Below are 17,036 nucleotides of genomic sequence, written 5' to 3' on the forward strand. Positions count from 1 at the left end.
GGTGGTGGCCGCTCGGGCGGCGGCGGTGGCCGTTCGTTCGGCCGCTGAGGCACGACGCAGACAGAACAGAGGGCGCTTCGGCGCCCTTTTTCATGTCTGCATGGCGCCGGAACACCTTCCGGACACAATCGTCGCCATGCAGTACATCCCGCCGAACTTCGCCACCCTCTTCGTGGCCACCTGCAATCTGCTCAATCTCGCGAACCCGCACCGCGTGTACTACGAGAACCAGGACGCCTACAACGAGCGCGAGTACGAACGCAAGATCGACTGGCTCGGCGAGCGCTTCCATGCGCTCAATGCCGACGTGCTCGCGGTGCAGGAGGTCTGGGACGAGGCGGCGCTGAAGGCCGCCCTCCACCGCAGCGGCCTGCGCTACGACTTCGTGGCCGTGCCCGGTGCCGAGAACACGCCCGCGCAGCCCGGCCTGCCGCCGCGCCCCGGCGCGCAGGGCACGCCGCGCGTGGGCATCGCCACGCGGCTCAAGGTCGACCGCATCCAGTCCTTCGTCGATTTCCCGCCGGGCTTCGGCGTCGAGGTGCCGGGCCTCGGACCGCACACCCGCTTCGAGCGGCCGCCGCTGCTGGCCACGCTGCGCATGAAGCACGGCCAGGCGGTTCACGTGCTGACGGTGCACCTGAAGTCGAAGCGGCCCAAGTTCCTGCAGGACGCGCAGGGCAACCACCTCGAGGACCGCGACGACCGCAAGGTGGGCGCGATGGCCTCGCTGCGCTCGCTGCTGATGCGCGGCGCCGAGGCCGCGGCCCTGCGCTGCATCGTGATCGACCTGCTGCAGGGCACCAACGTGCCGCTGGTGGTGATGGGCGACTTCAACGACAACCCGCACAGCGTGACCACCCAGCTCGTGGCCGCCACTTCCGAGGTGGCCTACGACAAGGCAGCGCGCGACGTGGCACTGTTCAATGCCTACGAGATGCAGGGCGAGGCCGCGCTCAAGAAGGACGTGGCCTATTCGCACGTGCACCAGGGCTACCCGGAAGTGCTCGACCAGATCCTGGTGAGCGAGGAGTTCATCGCGGGCAGCCGCCACAGCCTGGGCGACGTGCGGCGCGTGGACTACTTCAACGACCACCTGCACGAAGGGCGCGACCGCTCGCGCTCGGACCACGGCTTCGTGCGCGCGCTGCTGCGGCTGCGCACCGACTGAAGACGAAGGCGCGCCCGCTCAGGCCTTCGAGATCCGCACCATCGCATCGGCGCGCTTGTGCAGGTCGGGCAGCAGCTCGAGCCCCAGCCCCGGCTTGTCGTTGAGGCTGATCATCCCGTTCTCGACCTTCGGCAGCTCGGTCACCAGGCCCTGGTACCAGCCCGTGAAGAAGGCGCGCACGCTCTCCTGGATCAGCGCATTGGGCGCATGCAGGCTCAGGTGCGTCGACGCGGCCCACACCACCGGGCCGGTGCAGTCGTGCGGCGCCACCGGCAGCTGCCAGGCATCGGCCATGGCCGCGATCTTGCGCGCCTCGGTGAGGCCGCCGCACCAGCTCAGGTCGAGCATCGCGACGCCGGCCACGCCGGTCTGCAGGTAGTCCTTGAAGCCCCACTTGTAGCTCAGCGTCTCGCTGGCGCAGACCAGCGCCTTGCAGTCGACCGCGTACTGCCTGAGCAGGTCGAGGCTGTCCATGCGGATCGCGTCCTCGTGCCAGAAGGTGTCGAACTCCTGCAGCGCGCGCGCGATCTTCTGCGCCATCGGCAGCCGCCAGAGGCTGTGGAACTCGACCATGATGTCCATGCGCTTGCCGACCGCGCCGCGGATCTTGCGGAACGGCTCGAGCGCCGCATCGAGGTCGGCGTTGCTGATGTACTGGCCATGGCTGCGCTCGGCCGCCGGATCGAAGGGCCAGATCTTCATCGCCGTGATGCCCTCCGACAGCAGCGACTCGGCCAGCTCGTCGGCATGGTGCAGGAAGCCCTGCAGGTCCTCGTAGGGGCCGGCCGCGTTGCCGATGCCCCAGTTGGAGCTGGTCTGGTTGGCGGCGCTGCGGATGTACTGGTAGCCCGCGCAGGTGTTGTAGATGCGGATCGCGTCGCGGCTCTTGCCGCCGAGCGCGGTGTGCACCGGCATGTTCGCGGCCTTGCCGAACAGGTCCCACAACGCGATGTCCACGGCCGAGTTGCCGCGCGTCTCCACGCCCGACCCGCGCCAGCCCAGGTAGCCCGTGAGGTCGCGGTTGCGCGCCTCGATCGCCAGCGGGTCGGTGCCCAGCAGCTTGTGGGCGCCCCACTCGTGCAGGTAGGCCTCGACCGCTTCGGCGCCCATGAAGGTCTCGCCGAGGCCGACCAGGCCTTCGTCGGTGTGCAGGCGCACCCAGAGGATGTTGGGGAATTCGCCGAGGCGGATGGTTTCGAGCTGCGTGATCTTCATGGCGGTTCGGGATGCGGTGACTGAACGGCCGGCGCGCTCTCGAGCGCCGCCGGCCCGCGGAAGGCTCAGCCGCCGCGCGCCTTCTTCAGCGCATCCATCACCACGTTGACGGCCTCGGGGCCGATGGCCGGCACGTTCTTGTCGTACACCGGCTTCACCTTGTCGAGCATGCGCTTCTGCTCGGCCGGCGAGACCTCGTTGACCGTCATCGTCTTCTTGAGGCTCGCGAGCGACTTCTCGTTGAGCGCGCGATTGGCGGCGCGCTCCACCTTCTGGCCCTCGACCGCGGCCTCGCGCAGCACCGCCTGCTCCTCGGGCTTGAGCTGGTCCCAGAGCTTCTTGCTGTAGAGCACGAGGAACGGCGTGTAGGCATGGCGCGTCACGCTCAGGTACTTCTGCACCTCGCTGAACTTCGAGGTCTCGATGGTCACGAAGGGGTTCTCCTGGCCGTCGATGGTGCGCGTCTCGAGCGCGGTGAAGATCTCGCCGAAGGCCATCGGCACGGCGTTGGTGCCCAGCGTCTTGAACGAGTCGAGGAAGATGTTGTTCTGCATCACGCGCACCTTGATGCCCTCGAGGTCCTCGACCTTGGCCACCGGCCGCTTGCTGTTGGTGAGGTTGCGGAAGCCGTTCTCCCAGTAGGCCAGGTTCACCAGCCCCGCGGCCTCGAGCTTCTTGTTGAAGTACTCGCCGGCCGGGCCGTCGAGCACCGCGTCGGCTTCCTTCTCGTTGTTGAACAGGAACGGCAGGTCGAACACGCCGAGTTCCTTCACGATGCCCACCAGCGGCGAGGACGAGGTGCACACCATCTCCTGCGTGCCCGCGCGCAGCGCCTGCGTGGCCGGCAGGTCGCCGCCGGCCGCGCCGCCCCAGAAGGCGACGATCTTCATCTTGCCGCCGGTCTTGGCCGCCAGCACCTCCTGCATCTTCTTCACGCCCAGGCCCACCGGGTGGTCCTCGTTCACGCCGTTGGTGAACTTGATGGTGCGTTCGGCGAACTGGGCGAAGGCCGGCGTGGCCGCCATCAGGGCCGCGGCGGTCGCTGCCGCCATGAGGGTTCTGCGCTGGATCATGGTCTGTGTCTCCTACTTCTTGGGTGATGAACGAACGGACGGGAAACTCTGCGAAACGCCCTCAGCGCGCCAGCCACCACGACAGCGGCACGGTGACGATCTGCGGGAAGAACACCAGCGCGAACAGCACGATGAGCTGCGCGATCAGGAAGGGCATCACGCCCTTGAAGGCATCGTCCATGGTGATGCGCGCCACGCCGCACACCACGTTGAGCACGGTGCCCACCGGGGGCGTGATCAGGCCGATGGCGTTGTTCATGATGAATAGCACGCCGAAGTACACCGGGTCGATGCCGGCCTTGAGCACCACCGGCATCAGCACCGGCGTGAGGATCAGCACGGTGGGCGTGAAGTCGAGCGCGGTGCCCACGATCACGATGAGCACCATCATCATCAGCATCAGCAGCGTCTTGTTGCCCATGAAGGGCTCGAGCATCCGCGTGACCTCGCCCGGGATGTCGGCCACCGTGATGAGCCAGGCGCTGACCATGGCCGCGGCCACCAGGAACATCACGACCGCGGTGGTCTTGCCGGCCGCCAGCGTGAGGCGGTAGAGCATCGAGACCTTGAGCTCGCCGTAGACGAACATGCCGACCACGAACGAGTACACCGCCGCCACCACGGCCGCCTCGGTCGGCGTGAAGATGCCGAACTTCATGCCGCCGATGATCACCACCGGCAGCGCGAGCGCGAGGCTGCCGCGCGCGGTGATCGCCAGCCGCTCGCCGAAGGGCACGCGCGGCGCGGCCTGCACCTTGTCGCGGCGCGCCACGATCCACCAGGCGATGCCGATGGCCGCGCCCATCAGGATGCCCGGCACGATGCCGGCGAGAAAGAGCTTGGTGATCGAGACGTTGCCCGCCACGCCGAAGACGATGAAGCCGATCGACGGCGGGATCACCGGCGCGATGATGCCGCCCGCGGCGATCAGGCCGGCCGAGCGGTTGGTGTCGTAGCCCGCGCGGTTCATCATCGGGATCAGCAGCGCCGCGAGCGCCGCCGTGTCGGCCACGGCCGAGCCCGAGATCGAGGCCATGATGATCGCGGCCACCACCGCCACGTAGCCCAGGCCGCCGCGGAAATGGCCGACCCAGGCCATCGCCATGTCGACGATGCGCCGGCTCAGCCCGCCCGCCGTCATGAATTCGCCGGCCAGCAGGAAGAAGGGCACGGCCAGCAGCGGGAAGTTGTCGGCGCCGTCGACGAAGCGCTGCGCGATGATCTGGCTGTCGAAGGCCGGCAGGCCGCCGGTGTAGGCCAGCCAGCCCATGAGCGAGACGCCGCAGACCAGCAGCGCATAGGCGATCGGCATGCCGATCGCCATGGCGGCGAGCAGCGAGACGATGAAGACCGTGACCGTCATCGCGCACCTCCCGCGGTGCCCGAAGCGGTAGCGGGGGCGGGCTCGTGCGCCACGTCCTCCGACTCCATCACCTGCACCAGCTCCTCGTCGGAGACGCGGCCGGTGGCCAGGCGCCACAGCTTGTTGAGGTTGATGATGCCCATCACCACCGACACCACGTAGCCGATGCCGTAGACCCAGATCATCGAGATGCCGACCACCGGCGAGACGTTGGTGCGCTGCAGCTCGTGCATCTCGAAGGTGCCCATGAAGAACAGCACGTTGCAGAACAGCATGAGCAGCTGGTTGAGCACGAAGCAGATGGTCTTGCCCAGCCGCGGAAGGCGGCGGATCAGCGTGTCGACGCCGAGGTGCGCGCCGTCGCGCATCGCGACCATGGCGCCGATGTAGGTGAGCCAGATGAAGCAGTAGCGCGACATCTCGTCGGACACCGTGATGCCCGAGTTGAAGCCATAGCGCAGCACCACGTTGCCGAACACCATGACGACCATCGCCACCATGCATGCGACCACGAGGAATTCCAGCACCCGGAAGAATCCGTCGATCAACCTCTTCATTCGATGTCTCCTGTTGCCCTTGTGTTGTTGTTCGCTTGTTCCGTCGTTGCGCGGCTGCGCGCGCGGCCTCCTGCCGCCTCGTCGCCTTCGCCTGCTAGAGCGCGAAGGCCTTGAGCTGGGTCGCGGGTCGGCTGATGCGCGGGATCTTGCGGCGCGAGGCCAGCACGGTCTCGATGTCCTGGCGCGCGCCGTCGATCAGCACCAGCACCGCCTTCTCGGCGCGTGCCGGGTTGCGCGCGATCACCGCGTCGAGCACCGCGCGGTGCAGCGGCAGCGAGCTCGCGGGACCGTTCTTGCGCGTGGTCGAGATCTCGAAACTGGTGCGCAGCAGCGCGCCGAGCGCGCGGCTCATCTGCACCAGCATGCGGTTGTGGCTGGAGCGGATCAGCCCCTGGTGGAAGCGCAGGTCGGGCGTGATGTAGTCGCCGCCGAACTCGATGGCCTGCTTCATGCCGGCGTAGGCCTCCTCCATGTCGGCGATGTCCTCGGGCGTGGCGCGCGAGGCGGCCAGCGCCACCGCGGCCGGCTCGACCACGCGGCGCAGGTCCTGCAGGTCGCGCAGGAATTCGATCGACAGGCCGGCCTGCGTCTGCCACACGATGACGTCGGCATCGAACCAGTTCCACTGGTCGGGCGGCTGCACGCGCGTGCCGACCTTGGGGCCGGTGGTGACCAGGCCCTTGGCGATCAGCGACTTGATGGATTCGCGCACCACGGTGCGGCTCACGCCGAGTTCCTCGCACAGGATCGGCTCGGGCGGGATCGCGGCGCCGGGTGCGTAGCGGCCCGCGACGATGTCGCTGCCGAGCCGATCGACCGTGTTGCCGTGGACGTTCTTGATCATGCGAAGCCGTTGGTTGTGCGACGCGGCCAAGGCCGCCCGGCGCGCCCCGCTCGCTCGGAAACCCTGAGCGCCCCGCCAGGACAGCGCGCTTATCATATGATGATTGAAAATGCGGTTCGGCAGGACAAACCCTGACCCCGCGGCGCCTTCCCGCAACCGGAGACACCCTCGATGAGCACCCCTCCCAAGAAGAAGAATCCCGAAGAGCTGCGCAGCCAGCAGTGGTTCGGACGACACGACCGCGACGGCTTCATCTACCGAAGCTGGATGAAGGGCAAGGGCGTGCCGCACGACCAGTTCGACGGCCGCCCGGTCATCGGCATCTGCAACACCTTCAGCGAACTCACGCCCTGCAACTCGCACTTCCGCACGCTCGCGGAGCAGGTGAAGATCGGCGTCTACGAGGCCGGCGGCTTCCCGCTCGAGTTCCCCGTGATGTCGCTCGGCGAGACCTTGCTGCGCCCCACCGCCATGCTCTATCGCAACCTCGCGAGCATGGACGTGGAGGAAAGCATCCGCGGCAATCCGCTCGACGGCGTGGTGCTGCTCATGGGCTGCGACAAGACCACGCCCGCGCTGATGATGGGCGCGGCCAGCGTCAACCTGCCGACCATCGGCGTGTCGGGCGGCCCGATGCTGTCGGGCAAGTGGCGCGGCCAGGAGCTGGGCTCGGGCACCGGCGTGTGGCAGATGAGCGAGCAGGTGCGCGCCGGCACGCTCAAGCTGCAGGACTTCTTCGAGGCCGAGAGTTGCATGCACCGCAGCCACGGCCACTGCATGACGATGGGCACCGCTAGCACCATGGCCAGCATGGTCGAGTCGCTGGGCATCGGCCTGCCGGGCAACGCGGCCTACCCGGCCGTCGACGGCCGCCGCAACGTGCTCGCGCGCGAAGCAGGCCGGCGCATCGTCGGCATGGTCCACGAAGACCTGAACATGTCGAAGATCCTCACGCGCCAGGCGATCGAGAACGCGATCAAGGTCAACGCCGCGATCGGCGGCTCGACCAACTTCGTGATCCACCTGCTGGCGATCGCCGGGCGCATCGGCGTCGAGCTCACGCTCGACGACTTCGACCGCCTGGCCTCCGAGCTGCCCTGCATCCTGAACCTGCAACCCTCGGGCCAGTTCCTGATGGAGGACTTCTGCTATGCCGGCGGCCTGCCGGTGGTGATCAAGGAGATCGCCGACCACCTGCACAAGGACATCCTCACCGTCACCGGCCGCAGCGTGTGGGAGAACGTGAAGGACGCCGAGAACTACAACCCGCAGGTGATCCGCACCCAGGCCGAGCCCTTCAAGGACAAGGCCGGCATCTGCGTGCTGCGCGGCAACCTCGCGCCCAACGGCGCGATCATCAAGCCCAGCGCGGCCACGCCCGAACTGCTGGTGCACAAGGGCCGCGCGGTGGTGTTCGAGAGCGCCGACGACCTGCACCGCCGCATCGACGACGAGAACCTCGACATCGACGAGCACTGCGTGATGGTGCTCAAGAACTGCGGCCCCAAGGGCTACCCCGGCATGGCCGAGGCCGGCAACATGCCGCTGCCGCCCAAGGTGCTGCGCAAGGGCATCACCGACATGGTCCGCATCAGCGACGCGCGCATGAGCGGCACCGCCTACGGCACCGTGGTGCTGCACACCGCGCCCGAGGCGGCGGCCGGCGGTCCGCTGGCACTGGTACAGGACGGCGACATCGTCGAGCTCGACGTGCCGAACCGCAAGCTGCACCTGCACGTGAGCGACGAGGAACTGGCGCGCCGGCGCGCCGCCTGGGTCGCGCCGAAGGCACCGCTCGATTCGGGCTACTGGAAGCTCTACGTCGACACCGTGCTGCAGGCCGACGAAGGCGCCGACCTCTCGTTCCTGCGCGGCCGCCGCGGTGCCTTCGTGCCACGCGACAACCACTGATGGCGGCGATGACGGGTCCGCTGGTCGCGGTCGACTGGGGCACGAGCTCGCTGCGCGGCGCGCTGATCGCGGCCGACGGCACGGTGCGCGAGGAGCGCAGCGACGCGCGCGGCATCCTCGCGGTGCCGGCGGGCGGATTCCCCGCGGTGTTCGAGCAGCTGTTCGGCGACTGGATGCGCGAGAGCGGCGCGCGCTGCCTGATCTCGGGCATGGCCGGCAGCAAGCAGGGCTGGGTCGAGGCGCCCTACTGCGCCTGCCCCGCGGGCCGCGTCGAGGTCGGCCGCAGCATCATCGCCATCGACGCCATTCCCGGCCGGCGCATCGCGATGGTGCCGGGCCTGCGCGACGAGCACGACGGCGTGCCCGACGTGATGCGCGGCGAGGAGGTGCAGATCTTCGGCGCGCTGTCGCTGCTGGGGCGCGACGAGGGCCTGTTCGTGCTGCCGGGCACGCACAACAAGTGGGCCATGGTGAAGAAGGGCCGCGTGACCGGTTTCCGCACCTTCATGACCGGCGAGTTCTATGCGCTGCTGAGCCAGCACTCGATTCTTTCGCGCACGCTCGATGCGTCGGCGCCGCTCGACGAGGCCGCCTTCGTCGAGGGCGTGACCCGTGCCGACAACGGCCAGGGCCTGCTGCACAACGCCTTCGGCGCGCGCACGCTGGCGCTGTTCGATCGCATGCCGCGCGCCGAGCTCGCGAGCTATCTCTCGGGCCTGCTGATCGGCGAGGAGCTGCGCACCCAGTCGCTGCAGGCCGCGGGCGAGGTGGTGCTGATCGGCTCGCCCGCCCTCACCCAGCGCTATGCGCTCGCGCTGCGCGCCAGCGGCACGGCCACGCGCTCGCTGGGCGCCGAAGCCACCTGGGCCGGGCTGCATGCGCTGTCCGGCTTCCTCGATTCCTCCGCCACCCCATCATGACCACGCCCTTCGACAAATTCGACGCCGCCCTGCGCACCTTGCCGCTGGTGGCCATCCTGCGCGGGCTCGAGCCGCATGAAGCCGATGCCGTCGGCGACGCCATCGTCGAGCCCGGCTTCCAGCTGCTCGAGGTGCCGCTCAATTCGCCGCAGCCGCTCGACAGCATCGCGCGGCTGCGCGCGCGCTTCCCGCAGGCACTGGTCGGTGCCGGCACGGTGCTCGATGCGCAACAGGTGCGCGAGGTGCAGGCCGCCGGCGGCGAACTGATCGTGTCGCCGAATTTCGATGCCGCGGTGGTGCGCGAGGCCGCCCGCCTGGGCCTGGTCTGCCTGCCCGGCGTGATGACGCCGACCGAGGCCTTCGGCGCGCTCGCCGCGGGCGCCACCGGGCTCAAGCTGTTCCCGGCCGAGCTGGCCTCGCCCGCGGTGGTGAAGGCGCTGCTGGCCGTGCTGCCGCGCGGCACGGCGCTGATGCCCGTGGGCGGCATCACGCCCTCGAACATGAACGAATGGCGCGAGGCCGGCGCCGCCGGCTTCGGCATCGGCTCGGCGCTGTTCAAGCCCGGCAAGAGCGCGCAGGCCGTGCGCGACGATGCGCAGCGCTTCGTCGCCGCCTACACCGGCACGACGCGCGCCTGATTCGATTTCCCCACGCAGAACACCAGAGGATCACGATGTCCGCCGATGCCGACTACGCCAGCCCCGAAGTGCGCCAGCTGCGCGAAGACCTCGCGCTCGCGCTGCGCGCCGCCGCCCACCACGGGCTGTCGGAAGGGGTGTGCAACCACTTCAGCGTGATGCTGCCGGGCCGGCAGGACCGCTACCTGATCAACCCGCGCGGCCTGCACTGGAGCGAGATCGGCGCCGACGACATCGTGCTGATCGACGTGCACGGCGAGGTGCTCGCGGGCCGCCATCGCGTGGAGCCCACCGCGCTCTTCATCCACGGCGCGGTGCACCGCATCGCGGGCCATGCGGTGGTGCTGCACTGCCACATGCCCTATGCCACCGCGCTCACCATCACGGTCGACCGCGCGCTCGATCCGACCGCGAGCCAGAACGCGATGCGCTACATCGACCGCATCGCCGTCGACCGCGAATACAACGGCCTGGCGCTCGACGATGCCGAGGGCGAGCGCATCGCGCGCGCGATGGCGGGCAAGGACGTGGCCTTCCTCGCGAACCACGGCGTGATCGTGGCGGGCGCCACCATCGCCCATGCCTACGACGATCTCTACTACCTCGAGCGCGCCTGCCTGCACCAGGTGATCGCGCAGTCGACGGGCCGCCCGCTGGCACCCGTGAACCGCGAACTGGCCGCGCGCGTGGCGGCGCAGATCCAGGGCGAGCGCGAGCAGTCCGACCTGTTCTTCGAAGCGCTGCGGCGCATGCTGCCCGCGCCGCGCGGCTGAGCCTGTTCGCACCGCGTTCCTGTCGCCGTGCGGCGACAGCGGCGGCCTCTTTGTGTCGAGGCGTTTCCCGTGCTTTCAATTGCCTTGCGGCGGTGGCCGCGGCGCGTTACGTCTTGCGCTGGACGCGGCATTCGCGCGGGCAGAATCCGCCCGGTCGCCGTGAGCGAAGTCCTACGCCCCGGCGTTACAGCGCTTCATCGGATTTCGCCCGCGCCTTACACAGCGTTGACATGAACGCGGGAGGATGACACCCATCAACAACCACTCCCCTGGAGTTGCCATGAAAAAGCTCACCTACGCATTCGGCGCCGCGGCCCTTCTCTCGCTGGCGGCGATCAGCGCTCCGGCCCAGGCGCAGAGCGGCCCCTTCATCCAGGCCCAGGTCTACGTGACCCCGGCGCCGCCGCATCGCCACTACGACCGCCGCTACTACGCGCCCCCGCCGCCGCCCCACTACCACCCGGGCTACCACCGCGGCGACCGCTACTACCGCCATGACCGCTACGAAGGCCGCCGCTACGGGCGCCACGACAACGACCGCGACGGCGTGCCGAACCGCTACGACCGCCGGCCCAACAATCCGTACCGCTACTGACGCGGTCGTCTCCAGAAACGAAAAAGCCGGGCCTCGCGCCCGGCTTTTTCATGGCCGCCGCATTCAGGCCGCGGGCACCTGCGCGTAAGGCGGCGTGTCGCTCGAGAAACCCTGCTTGAGCCCGCGCGAGATCGCATCGGCCAGCACCTCGGGCAGGCCCTGCTCCACGCCCTCGTAGGCCAGCCGCGCCACCTCGTCGGGCGAGGTCTTCGGCGCATCGACGTGCGCCGCCATGTCGGTGTCCATGTAGCCCACGTGCACGCTGACCACCTGCGTGCCCTGGCCCGCGAGCTCGTTGCGCAGGCCGTTGCTCAGCGACCAGGCCGCGGACTTGGTCGCGCTGTAGGTCGCCACGCTCGGGAAGGTGGTCCAGGCCAGCGCCGACAGCACGTTGACGATGGCGCCGCCGCCGTTGGCCGCCAGCACCGGCGCGAAGGCGCGCGACAGCGCCCAGGGGCCGAAGAAGTTGGTTTCGAGCTCGGCGCGCGCGGCCGCCACCGAGTCGGGCCCGAGCAGGTTCGAGCCGCGCGAGATGCCGGCGTTGTTGACCAGCACCGACACGTCGCCGCAGGCGCGCACCGCGGCCTCGATCTGCGCCGGCTGGGTCACGTCGAGCGCCACCGGCACCACCCCGGCCAAGGTGATGGTCTGGGGGTCGCGCGCGGCGCCGTAGACCTTGCGCGCACCGGCCGCGAGCGCGGCCTTGGCGAAGGCGAGCCCCAGGCCGCGGTTGGCGCCGGTGATGAAGACGACCGAATCCTTGATGTTCATGGGAGCCCTTTCGAAGTTGGACGAGAAAAACGCTTCAGGCCTGCGCCATGCGCCGCAGCAGCCCGCTGGTGGTGCGCGGCCAGCCGACGCGGCCGAACCAGGCGCCACCCGCGATCGCCGAGCCGATGACCAGGCCGTAGACCACGAGGGCGATGCCCTGGGCCGCGAACACGCCCGTGAGCCCCGCGCCCCAGCGCAGCGCCAGCCAGCCGCCGATGCCCGCCACGGCCAGCCGCGCGAGGTTGCCGATCACCGGCCACAGCAGCCGGCCCGCGCCCTGCGAGGCGAAGTACAGCACCAGGCCGACGCCGAAGAAACCATAGAGCGGACCCACCACGCGCAGGTAGTGGATGCCGGTGTCGAGCATCGCGGTGTCGTGGCCGAACAGCATCAGCCACGGCCGTGGGAAGAACGCCGCCAGCAGGCCGATGGTCTCGGCCAGCGTGAAGGCCAGCGCGGCGCCGATCCAGGTGGCGCGCAGCGCGCGCTCGCGCTGGCCCGCGCCCATGCAGGTGCCGACCATCGCGACCAGCGGCGCGCCCAGGCCGAACACCAGCGGCACCAGCAGGTACTCGAGCCGCGAGGCCGTGCCGTAGCCGGCCAGGGCCTCGGGACCGAAGTGGCCGGTGAGCGCGGTCGCGATGCCGATCGACAGGTTGGTGGCCACGGTCGACACCGTGCCCACGAGGCCCACGCGCAGGATGTCGCGGAAGAAGGGCCAGCGCAGCTTGAGCGCCGCCAGCGCGGGCTTGAGCAGGCTGCGCGGCGAGCGCAGGTAGACGATCAGCGCGATCGAGCCCAGAAGGTAATAGAGCAGCAGCGCCATCGCGCCGCCCGCGATGCCCATGCCCGGCAGCGGGCCCCAGCCGAAGATCAGCAGCGGCGAGGCGGGGATCAGGAACACCACGCCCACCACCGTGACGTTGGCCGGCACCGCCATGTTGCCGGTGCCGCGCAGGATGGCCGACAGCGAGTTGAACAGCCACACCAGCACCGCGCCCGAGAACACCCAGTTGGAATAGGTCAGGGCCGCCTCGAGCGCCGGGCCGCTGCCGCCCATGATCCCGTAGAGCCAGCGGCCACCGAACAGCAGCGCGAGCGAGAACAGCACGCCGAAGCCCAGCGCGATGACGATCGCATGCCACACCAGCGAGTCGGCATCGGCGCGGCGGCGCGCGCCGAGCGCGCGCGCGATGGCCGAGGAGATGCCGCCGCCCATGGCGCCGCTCGAGGTCATCTGCATCAGCATCACGATCGGGAACACCAGCGCCATGCCGGCCAGCGCGTCGGTGCCGAGCTTGCCGACGAAGTAGGTCTCGATCAGGCCGACCGAGGCCTGCGCCACCATCACGAGGACGTTGGGCGCGGCCAGCTTCAGCAGCGTGGGAACGATGGGCGCCTCGAGCAGGCGGCGGGTGCGCGGATCGAGATCGGCGGCGGAAGCGGTCATGGCCGGGGGCTCCGTGGCGTGGGGACGATCAGGCGCGGGCCGTGGCGGGCTGGCCCGCGGCGGAAGGCGTGGCGGGTGCGCCGCCAGCCTTGGGCGCCGCCGGGCGGCGGATCGCCATCACCATCAGCGCCGCCAGCAGGCAGGCCGCGCCGGCGACGTAGAGCGCCGGGGTGTAGGTCAGCAGCAGCGTGCGCGCGAAGCCCGCGCCATAGGCCGCGGTGGCGGCGCCGAGCTGATGCGCGGCGAACACCCAGCCGAACACCATGCCGACCTTGGCCGGGCCGAAGGTGGAGCCCGCGAGCTTGACCGTGGGCGGCACGGTCGCGATCCAGTCGAGGCCGTAGAACATCGCGAACAGGCCCAGGCCGTAGATGGTGAATTCCGAATGCGGCAGCCAGAACAGCGACAACCCGCGCAGGCCGTAATACCAGAAGAGCAGCTTGCGGTTGTCGTAGCGGTCGGACAGCCAGCCCGAGAGGATCGTGCCCACGAAGTCGAAGGCGCCCATCATCGCGAGCACCGAGGCCGCGGGCACCGCGCCCATGCCGTTGTCGCCGCACAGCGAGATGAAGTGGGTCTGCACCAGGCCGTTGGTGCTCAGGCCGCAGATGAAGAAGGTGGCGGCGAGGATCAGGAAGGTGCGGTTGGTCGCGACCTCCTTGAGCACGCGGAACGGCGTGGCGAAGGTGATCGCCGCGGCGGGCGCGGCCGGTGCCTGCGGCGCATCGGGGGCTTCACCGAAGGGACGCAGGCCGACGTCGGACGGCCGGTTGCGCATCAGGCACAGCGCCAGCACGCCGATCAGCAGGCTGCCGACCACGATCGGCACGATGGCCGAGCGCCAGCCCCAGTGCTCGATCATCCAGGCCGCGACCGGCAGGAACGCGAGCTGGCCGGTGGCCGAGCTCGCCGTGAGCATGCCCACCACCAGCCCGCGGCGCGCCACGAACCAGCGGTTGGCCACGACCGCGCCGAGCACCAGCGCCGTCATGCCGGTGCCCAGGCCCAGCATCAGGCTCCACAGCACGAACAGCTGCCACAGCTGCGAGGCCATCGTCACCAGCGCCATGCCCAGGCCGACCAGCGCGAGGCCGGTGCAGATCACCGCGCGCAGGCCCCAGCGCTCCATCAGCACCGCGGCGAACGGACCCATCAGGCCGAACAGCGCGAAGCGCAGCGCGAGCGAGGACGAGATCTGCTCGGTGCTCCAGCCGAACTCCTTGCCGAGCGGCTGCAGCATCGCGCCGGGCAGGCCCAGCGCGGCCGACATCGTCAGCATGGTCAGGAAGGTGATGGCGGCGACGATCCATCCGTAGTGGATGCCGCGGCGCTGCAGCCATGCGGAGACTTGGGTGGCGAACATGGGACCTCTGGAGGAATGGGAATGGAGGAATGGGAGAAAAGAGGGGCCTGGACCGCGGGGCCTGCGGGCGAATGGGGAGTGCGAAGAATGGGAAGCGGGTGCGGCTGCGCGTCAGTCCAGCTCGCAGGCCTGGTCGTCCGCGCCGAGCAGCTCGAGCGATTCGTCGATCAGCAGGTGCAGCGCGAGCACGCGCTCCACGCCCAGCAGCGCATTGAGCTTCTGCTGTGCCGTCTTCCAGTGGGCCAGCGCCTCGCGGCGCTTGGCCTCGCCGCTGTCGGTGAGCTGCACCAGGCGGCTGCGCGCATCGGCGCCCGCGCCCTGCGCGATCCAGCCCGCGGCGATCAGCGGCTGCAGGTTGCGGCTCAGCGTCGAGGGCGTCATCTTGAGTTCGCCCGCCAGGTCGACCGGGCGCGAGGGACCGAGCCGCGCCAGATGCGACAGCAGCGAGTACTGCGTGGTCTTGAGTCCGCTGCGCGACACCTCCGCGTCATAGTGCTGCGAGAGGCGGCGCGAGAGCTGGCGCACCTTGAAACTGGTGCAGCCGCGTGGCTTGGTGGGGGCGTCCATGGGCTATTATTGTAGCTGCAACTATTGCATATGCAACCAATTGGAGGAATGACCGCATGACCGAACCCCAGAACCTGCTCGAGACCTGGCTTGCCGAGGAGCGGGACATCATCGCGAAGCTCGAAGCCGGCCCGGGCCCCGGCGTGGCCCGCCCCGAGCAGGTGAGCGGCAAGACCGGCCTCGAGATCATGCAGGCCATGCTGCGCGGCGACATCCCCTATGCCGCCATCGCCAAGACGCTCGACTTCACCGTCATCTCGATCAGCCCCGGCGTCGCGATCTTCCAGGGCACCCCGCTGCCGCAGCACCTGAATCCGCTGGGCACCATCCACGGCGGCTGGGTCGCCACCCTGCTCGACTCCGCGCTCGGCTGCTCGGTCCACACCATGATGCCGCCCGGCCGCAGCTACACCACGGCCGAACTCGGCGTGAACTACGTGAAGGGCCTCACGCCCAAGGTGCAGCGCGTGCGCGCCGAGGGCAAGGTGATCCACTGCGGGCGGCAGCTCGCGACGGCGGAGGCGCGGCTGGTGGGCGCCGATGGCACGCTGTATGCGCATGCCACGACGACCTGCTTCGTGTTCGAGATTCCGGCGGGGCGCTGAGCTTCGGGGCCCGGGCGGTCACCGGCGCTACAGGGCGGGCGCCAGCGCCCCGGCCATCAACCGCAGGTTCTGCACCGCCGCCCCCGCGGCCCCCTTGCCCAGGTTGTCGAGCACCGCGCTCAACACGACCTGCCCCGTGCGCTCGTTGAAAGCCACCGCCAGGCTCATGTCGTTCGTGCCGTTGTGGATCTGCGGATCCAGCTCGGTCGAAGGCGCATCGGCAGACATCGGCAGCACCCGCACATGCGCCGCATCCAGATAGCGCTCGGCCAGACACTCATGGATGCGCGCACCCGACACGCCGGCGGGAAGCAGCCGCGCATGCAACCCGATCGTCAGCACGATCCCCTGCCGATAGCTGCCGTAGGCCGGCACGAAGAGGGGCCGCTGCGACAGGCCGGCGTAGGCCTCGATCTCCGGCACGTGCTTGTGTTCGAGCCCCAACCCATAGACCGTCAATGAATGCGCGCCCGCCCCGGCCTCGTGCGCTTCGGCGCCCGCCCTGCCCTGGCCCGAATAGCCCGAGACGGCGTGGATGACCAGCGGATAGTCGGCAGGCAGCAGACCCGCGTCCGTCAGCGGCCGCAGCAGCGCGATCGCGGCCGTGGGATAGCAGCCGGGATTCGTGACCCGCGATGCCGAGGCGATGCGTTCGCCCTGCCCGGCAGCCAGCTCCGGCAAGCCGTAGACCCAGCCGGGGCTGGTGCGATGCGCCGAGCTCGCATCGATGACGCGCACCGACGGGTTCTCGATCATCGCCACCGCGTCGCGCGCCGCGGCATCGGGCAGGCACAGGATCGCGATGTCGGCCTCGTTGAGCGCGGCGCGACGCGCGGCCGGGTCCTTGCGCAGATGGGTGGGCAAGGTGCGGATGCGGAATTCCCCGCCGCGCAGCCGGTTCTGCAGATCGAGGCCGGTGGTGCCCTGATCGCCGTCGATGAAGAGGTTGAGGTCCATGGAGCGAGATCGTAGGGACGAGGCCGCGATGGCTCCAGCTAAATATATGGAACCCCGGATTCAAAAAAGATAAATTAGCGCGATGCGGGAACTGAGCCTCGACCATCTGCGCACCCTGGTCGCCATCGCCGACCTCGGGTCGCTGGCCAATGCGGCGCGCGCGCTGCACCTGGCGGCCCCCACCGTCACCGTGCAGATCGCGGAACTGGAGTCGCGCCTCGGCGGCCAGCTGCTGGTTCGCGGGCGCGGGCCCGCGCAGCCGACGG

General features: G+C 69.6%; 18 protein-coding genes. 8 read left to right on the forward strand and 10 right to left on the reverse strand.

What is annotated here, in order from left to right; genetic code table 11:
• Positions 1-136: 136 nt before the first annotated feature.
• Positions 137-1,168 (forward strand): endonuclease/exonuclease/phosphatase family protein, encoded by a 1,032-nt coding sequence (locus tag AC27VN_RS12870; protein ID WP_296781330.1) that lies wholly within the window; start codon positions 137-139, stop codon positions 1,166-1,168.
• Positions 1,169-1,186: 18 nt separating this feature from the next.
• On the opposite strand, the gene AC27VN_RS12875 is transcribed toward AC27VN_RS12870, so the two are convergent.
• From AC27VN_RS12875 to AC27VN_RS12895, 5 genes are all read right to left on the reverse strand, one after another.
• Positions 1,187-2,383, reverse strand: a complete 1,197-nt coding sequence (locus AC27VN_RS12875) for a mandelate racemase/muconate lactonizing enzyme family protein (protein ID WP_093340046.1) — start codon at positions 2,381-2,383, stop codon at positions 1,187-1,189.
• A gap of 65 nt (positions 2,384-2,448) precedes the next feature.
• Positions 2,449-3,456, reverse strand: a complete 1,008-nt coding sequence (locus AC27VN_RS12880; protein ID WP_093340048.1) for a TRAP transporter substrate-binding protein — start codon at positions 3,454-3,456, stop codon at positions 2,449-2,451.
• 61 nt (positions 3,457-3,517) lie between these two features.
• Positions 3,518-4,819: a TRAP transporter large permease gene (locus AC27VN_RS12885; protein WP_490876785.1), complete on the reverse strand. Its 1,302-nt coding sequence runs from the start codon at positions 4,817-4,819 to the stop codon at positions 3,518-3,520.
• Complete coding sequence (locus tag AC27VN_RS12890) at positions 4,816-5,376, reverse strand: TRAP transporter small permease (RefSeq protein WP_490876786.1); 561 nt, start codon at positions 5,374-5,376, stop codon at positions 4,816-4,818. Before AC27VN_RS12890 ends, AC27VN_RS12885 begins: the two co-directional genes overlap by 4 nt.
• Positions 5,377-5,470: 94 nt before the next feature.
• Positions 5,471-6,220: a FadR/GntR family transcriptional regulator gene (locus AC27VN_RS12895; protein WP_203202117.1), complete on the reverse strand. Its 750-nt coding sequence runs from the start codon at positions 6,218-6,220 to the stop codon at positions 5,471-5,473.
• Between the two features lie 171 nt (positions 6,221-6,391).
• On the opposite strand from AC27VN_RS12895, the gene AC27VN_RS12900 reads away from it, so the two are divergent.
• The 5 genes from AC27VN_RS12900 (at position 6,392) to AC27VN_RS12920 (ending at position 11,057) form a co-directional block, all read left to right on the forward strand.
• Positions 6,392-8,131, forward strand: a complete 1,740-nt coding sequence (locus AC27VN_RS12900; protein WP_490876787.1) for an IlvD/Edd family dehydratase — start codon at positions 6,392-6,394, stop codon at positions 8,129-8,131.
• Positions 8,132-8,139: 8 nt separating this feature from the next.
• Entirely contained in the window at positions 8,140-9,051 is a 912-nt protein-coding gene (locus AC27VN_RS12905; RefSeq protein ID WP_490876788.1) for a 2-dehydro-3-deoxygalactonokinase, read from the forward strand.
• A complete protein-coding gene (locus tag AC27VN_RS12910; protein WP_490876789.1) occupies positions 9,048-9,689 on the forward strand; it encodes a 2-dehydro-3-deoxy-6-phosphogalactonate aldolase in 642 nt (213 codons plus the stop codon). Before AC27VN_RS12905 ends, AC27VN_RS12910 begins: the two co-directional genes overlap by 4 nt.
• A gap of 35 nt (positions 9,690-9,724) precedes the next feature.
• Positions 9,725-10,462 carry an aldolase gene (locus AC27VN_RS12915; RefSeq protein WP_296797521.1) on the forward strand — a complete coding sequence of 246 codons (738 nt, stop codon included), beginning with the start codon at positions 9,725-9,727 and terminating at the stop codon, positions 10,460-10,462.
• A 280-nt stretch (positions 10,463-10,742) separates the two neighbouring features.
• A complete protein-coding gene (locus AC27VN_RS12920; RefSeq protein WP_203202122.1) occupies positions 10,743-11,057 on the forward strand; it encodes a hypothetical protein in 315 nt (104 codons plus the stop codon).
• Between the two features lie 63 nt (positions 11,058-11,120).
• Here the strand turns inward: AC27VN_RS12920 and AC27VN_RS12925 are convergent, their stop codons facing one another.
• The 4 genes from AC27VN_RS12925 to AC27VN_RS12940 form a co-directional block, all read right to left on the reverse strand.
• Entirely contained in the window at positions 11,121-11,828 is a 708-nt protein-coding gene (locus AC27VN_RS12925) for an SDR family oxidoreductase (RefSeq protein WP_490876790.1), read from the reverse strand.
• A 34-nt stretch (positions 11,829-11,862) separates the two neighbouring features.
• Complete coding sequence (locus AC27VN_RS12930) at positions 11,863-13,278, reverse strand: MATE family efflux transporter (RefSeq protein ID WP_490876791.1); 1,416 nt, start codon at positions 13,276-13,278, stop codon at positions 11,863-11,865.
• A 28-nt stretch (positions 13,279-13,306) separates the two neighbouring features.
• Positions 13,307-14,641, reverse strand: a complete 1,335-nt coding sequence (locus AC27VN_RS12935; RefSeq protein ID WP_431509729.1) for an MFS transporter — start codon at positions 14,639-14,641, stop codon at positions 13,307-13,309.
• Between the two features lie 111 nt (positions 14,642-14,752).
• Positions 14,753-15,208, reverse strand: a complete 456-nt coding sequence (locus tag AC27VN_RS12940; protein ID WP_093340068.1) for a MarR family winged helix-turn-helix transcriptional regulator — start codon at positions 15,206-15,208, stop codon at positions 14,753-14,755.
• Between the two features lie 56 nt (positions 15,209-15,264).
• Here AC27VN_RS12940 and AC27VN_RS12945 point away from each other — a divergent pair, with 56 nt between their 5' ends.
• On the forward strand, positions 15,265-15,813 hold the full coding sequence (locus AC27VN_RS12945) for a PaaI family thioesterase (RefSeq protein WP_208513012.1): 549 nt from the start codon (positions 15,265-15,267) through the stop codon (positions 15,811-15,813).
• Positions 15,814-15,840: 27 nt separating this feature from the next.
• On the opposite strand, the gene argC is transcribed toward AC27VN_RS12945, so the two are convergent.
• Positions 15,841-16,770, reverse strand: coding sequence for an N-acetyl-gamma-glutamyl-phosphate reductase (gene argC, locus AC27VN_RS12950; RefSeq protein ID WP_490876792.1), 930 nt, complete (start codon positions 16,768-16,770; stop codon positions 15,841-15,843).
• An 82-nt stretch (positions 16,771-16,852) separates the two neighbouring features.
• Between argC and AC27VN_RS12955 the strand changes: the two genes are divergently transcribed.
• Positions 16,853-17,036 (forward strand): helix-turn-helix domain-containing protein (locus AC27VN_RS12955; RefSeq protein ID WP_490876793.1); only part of this gene is annotated, 184 nt, incomplete at its 3' end.

The organism is Variovorax sp. 20P10.2.4 (genome assembly GCF_058244205.1).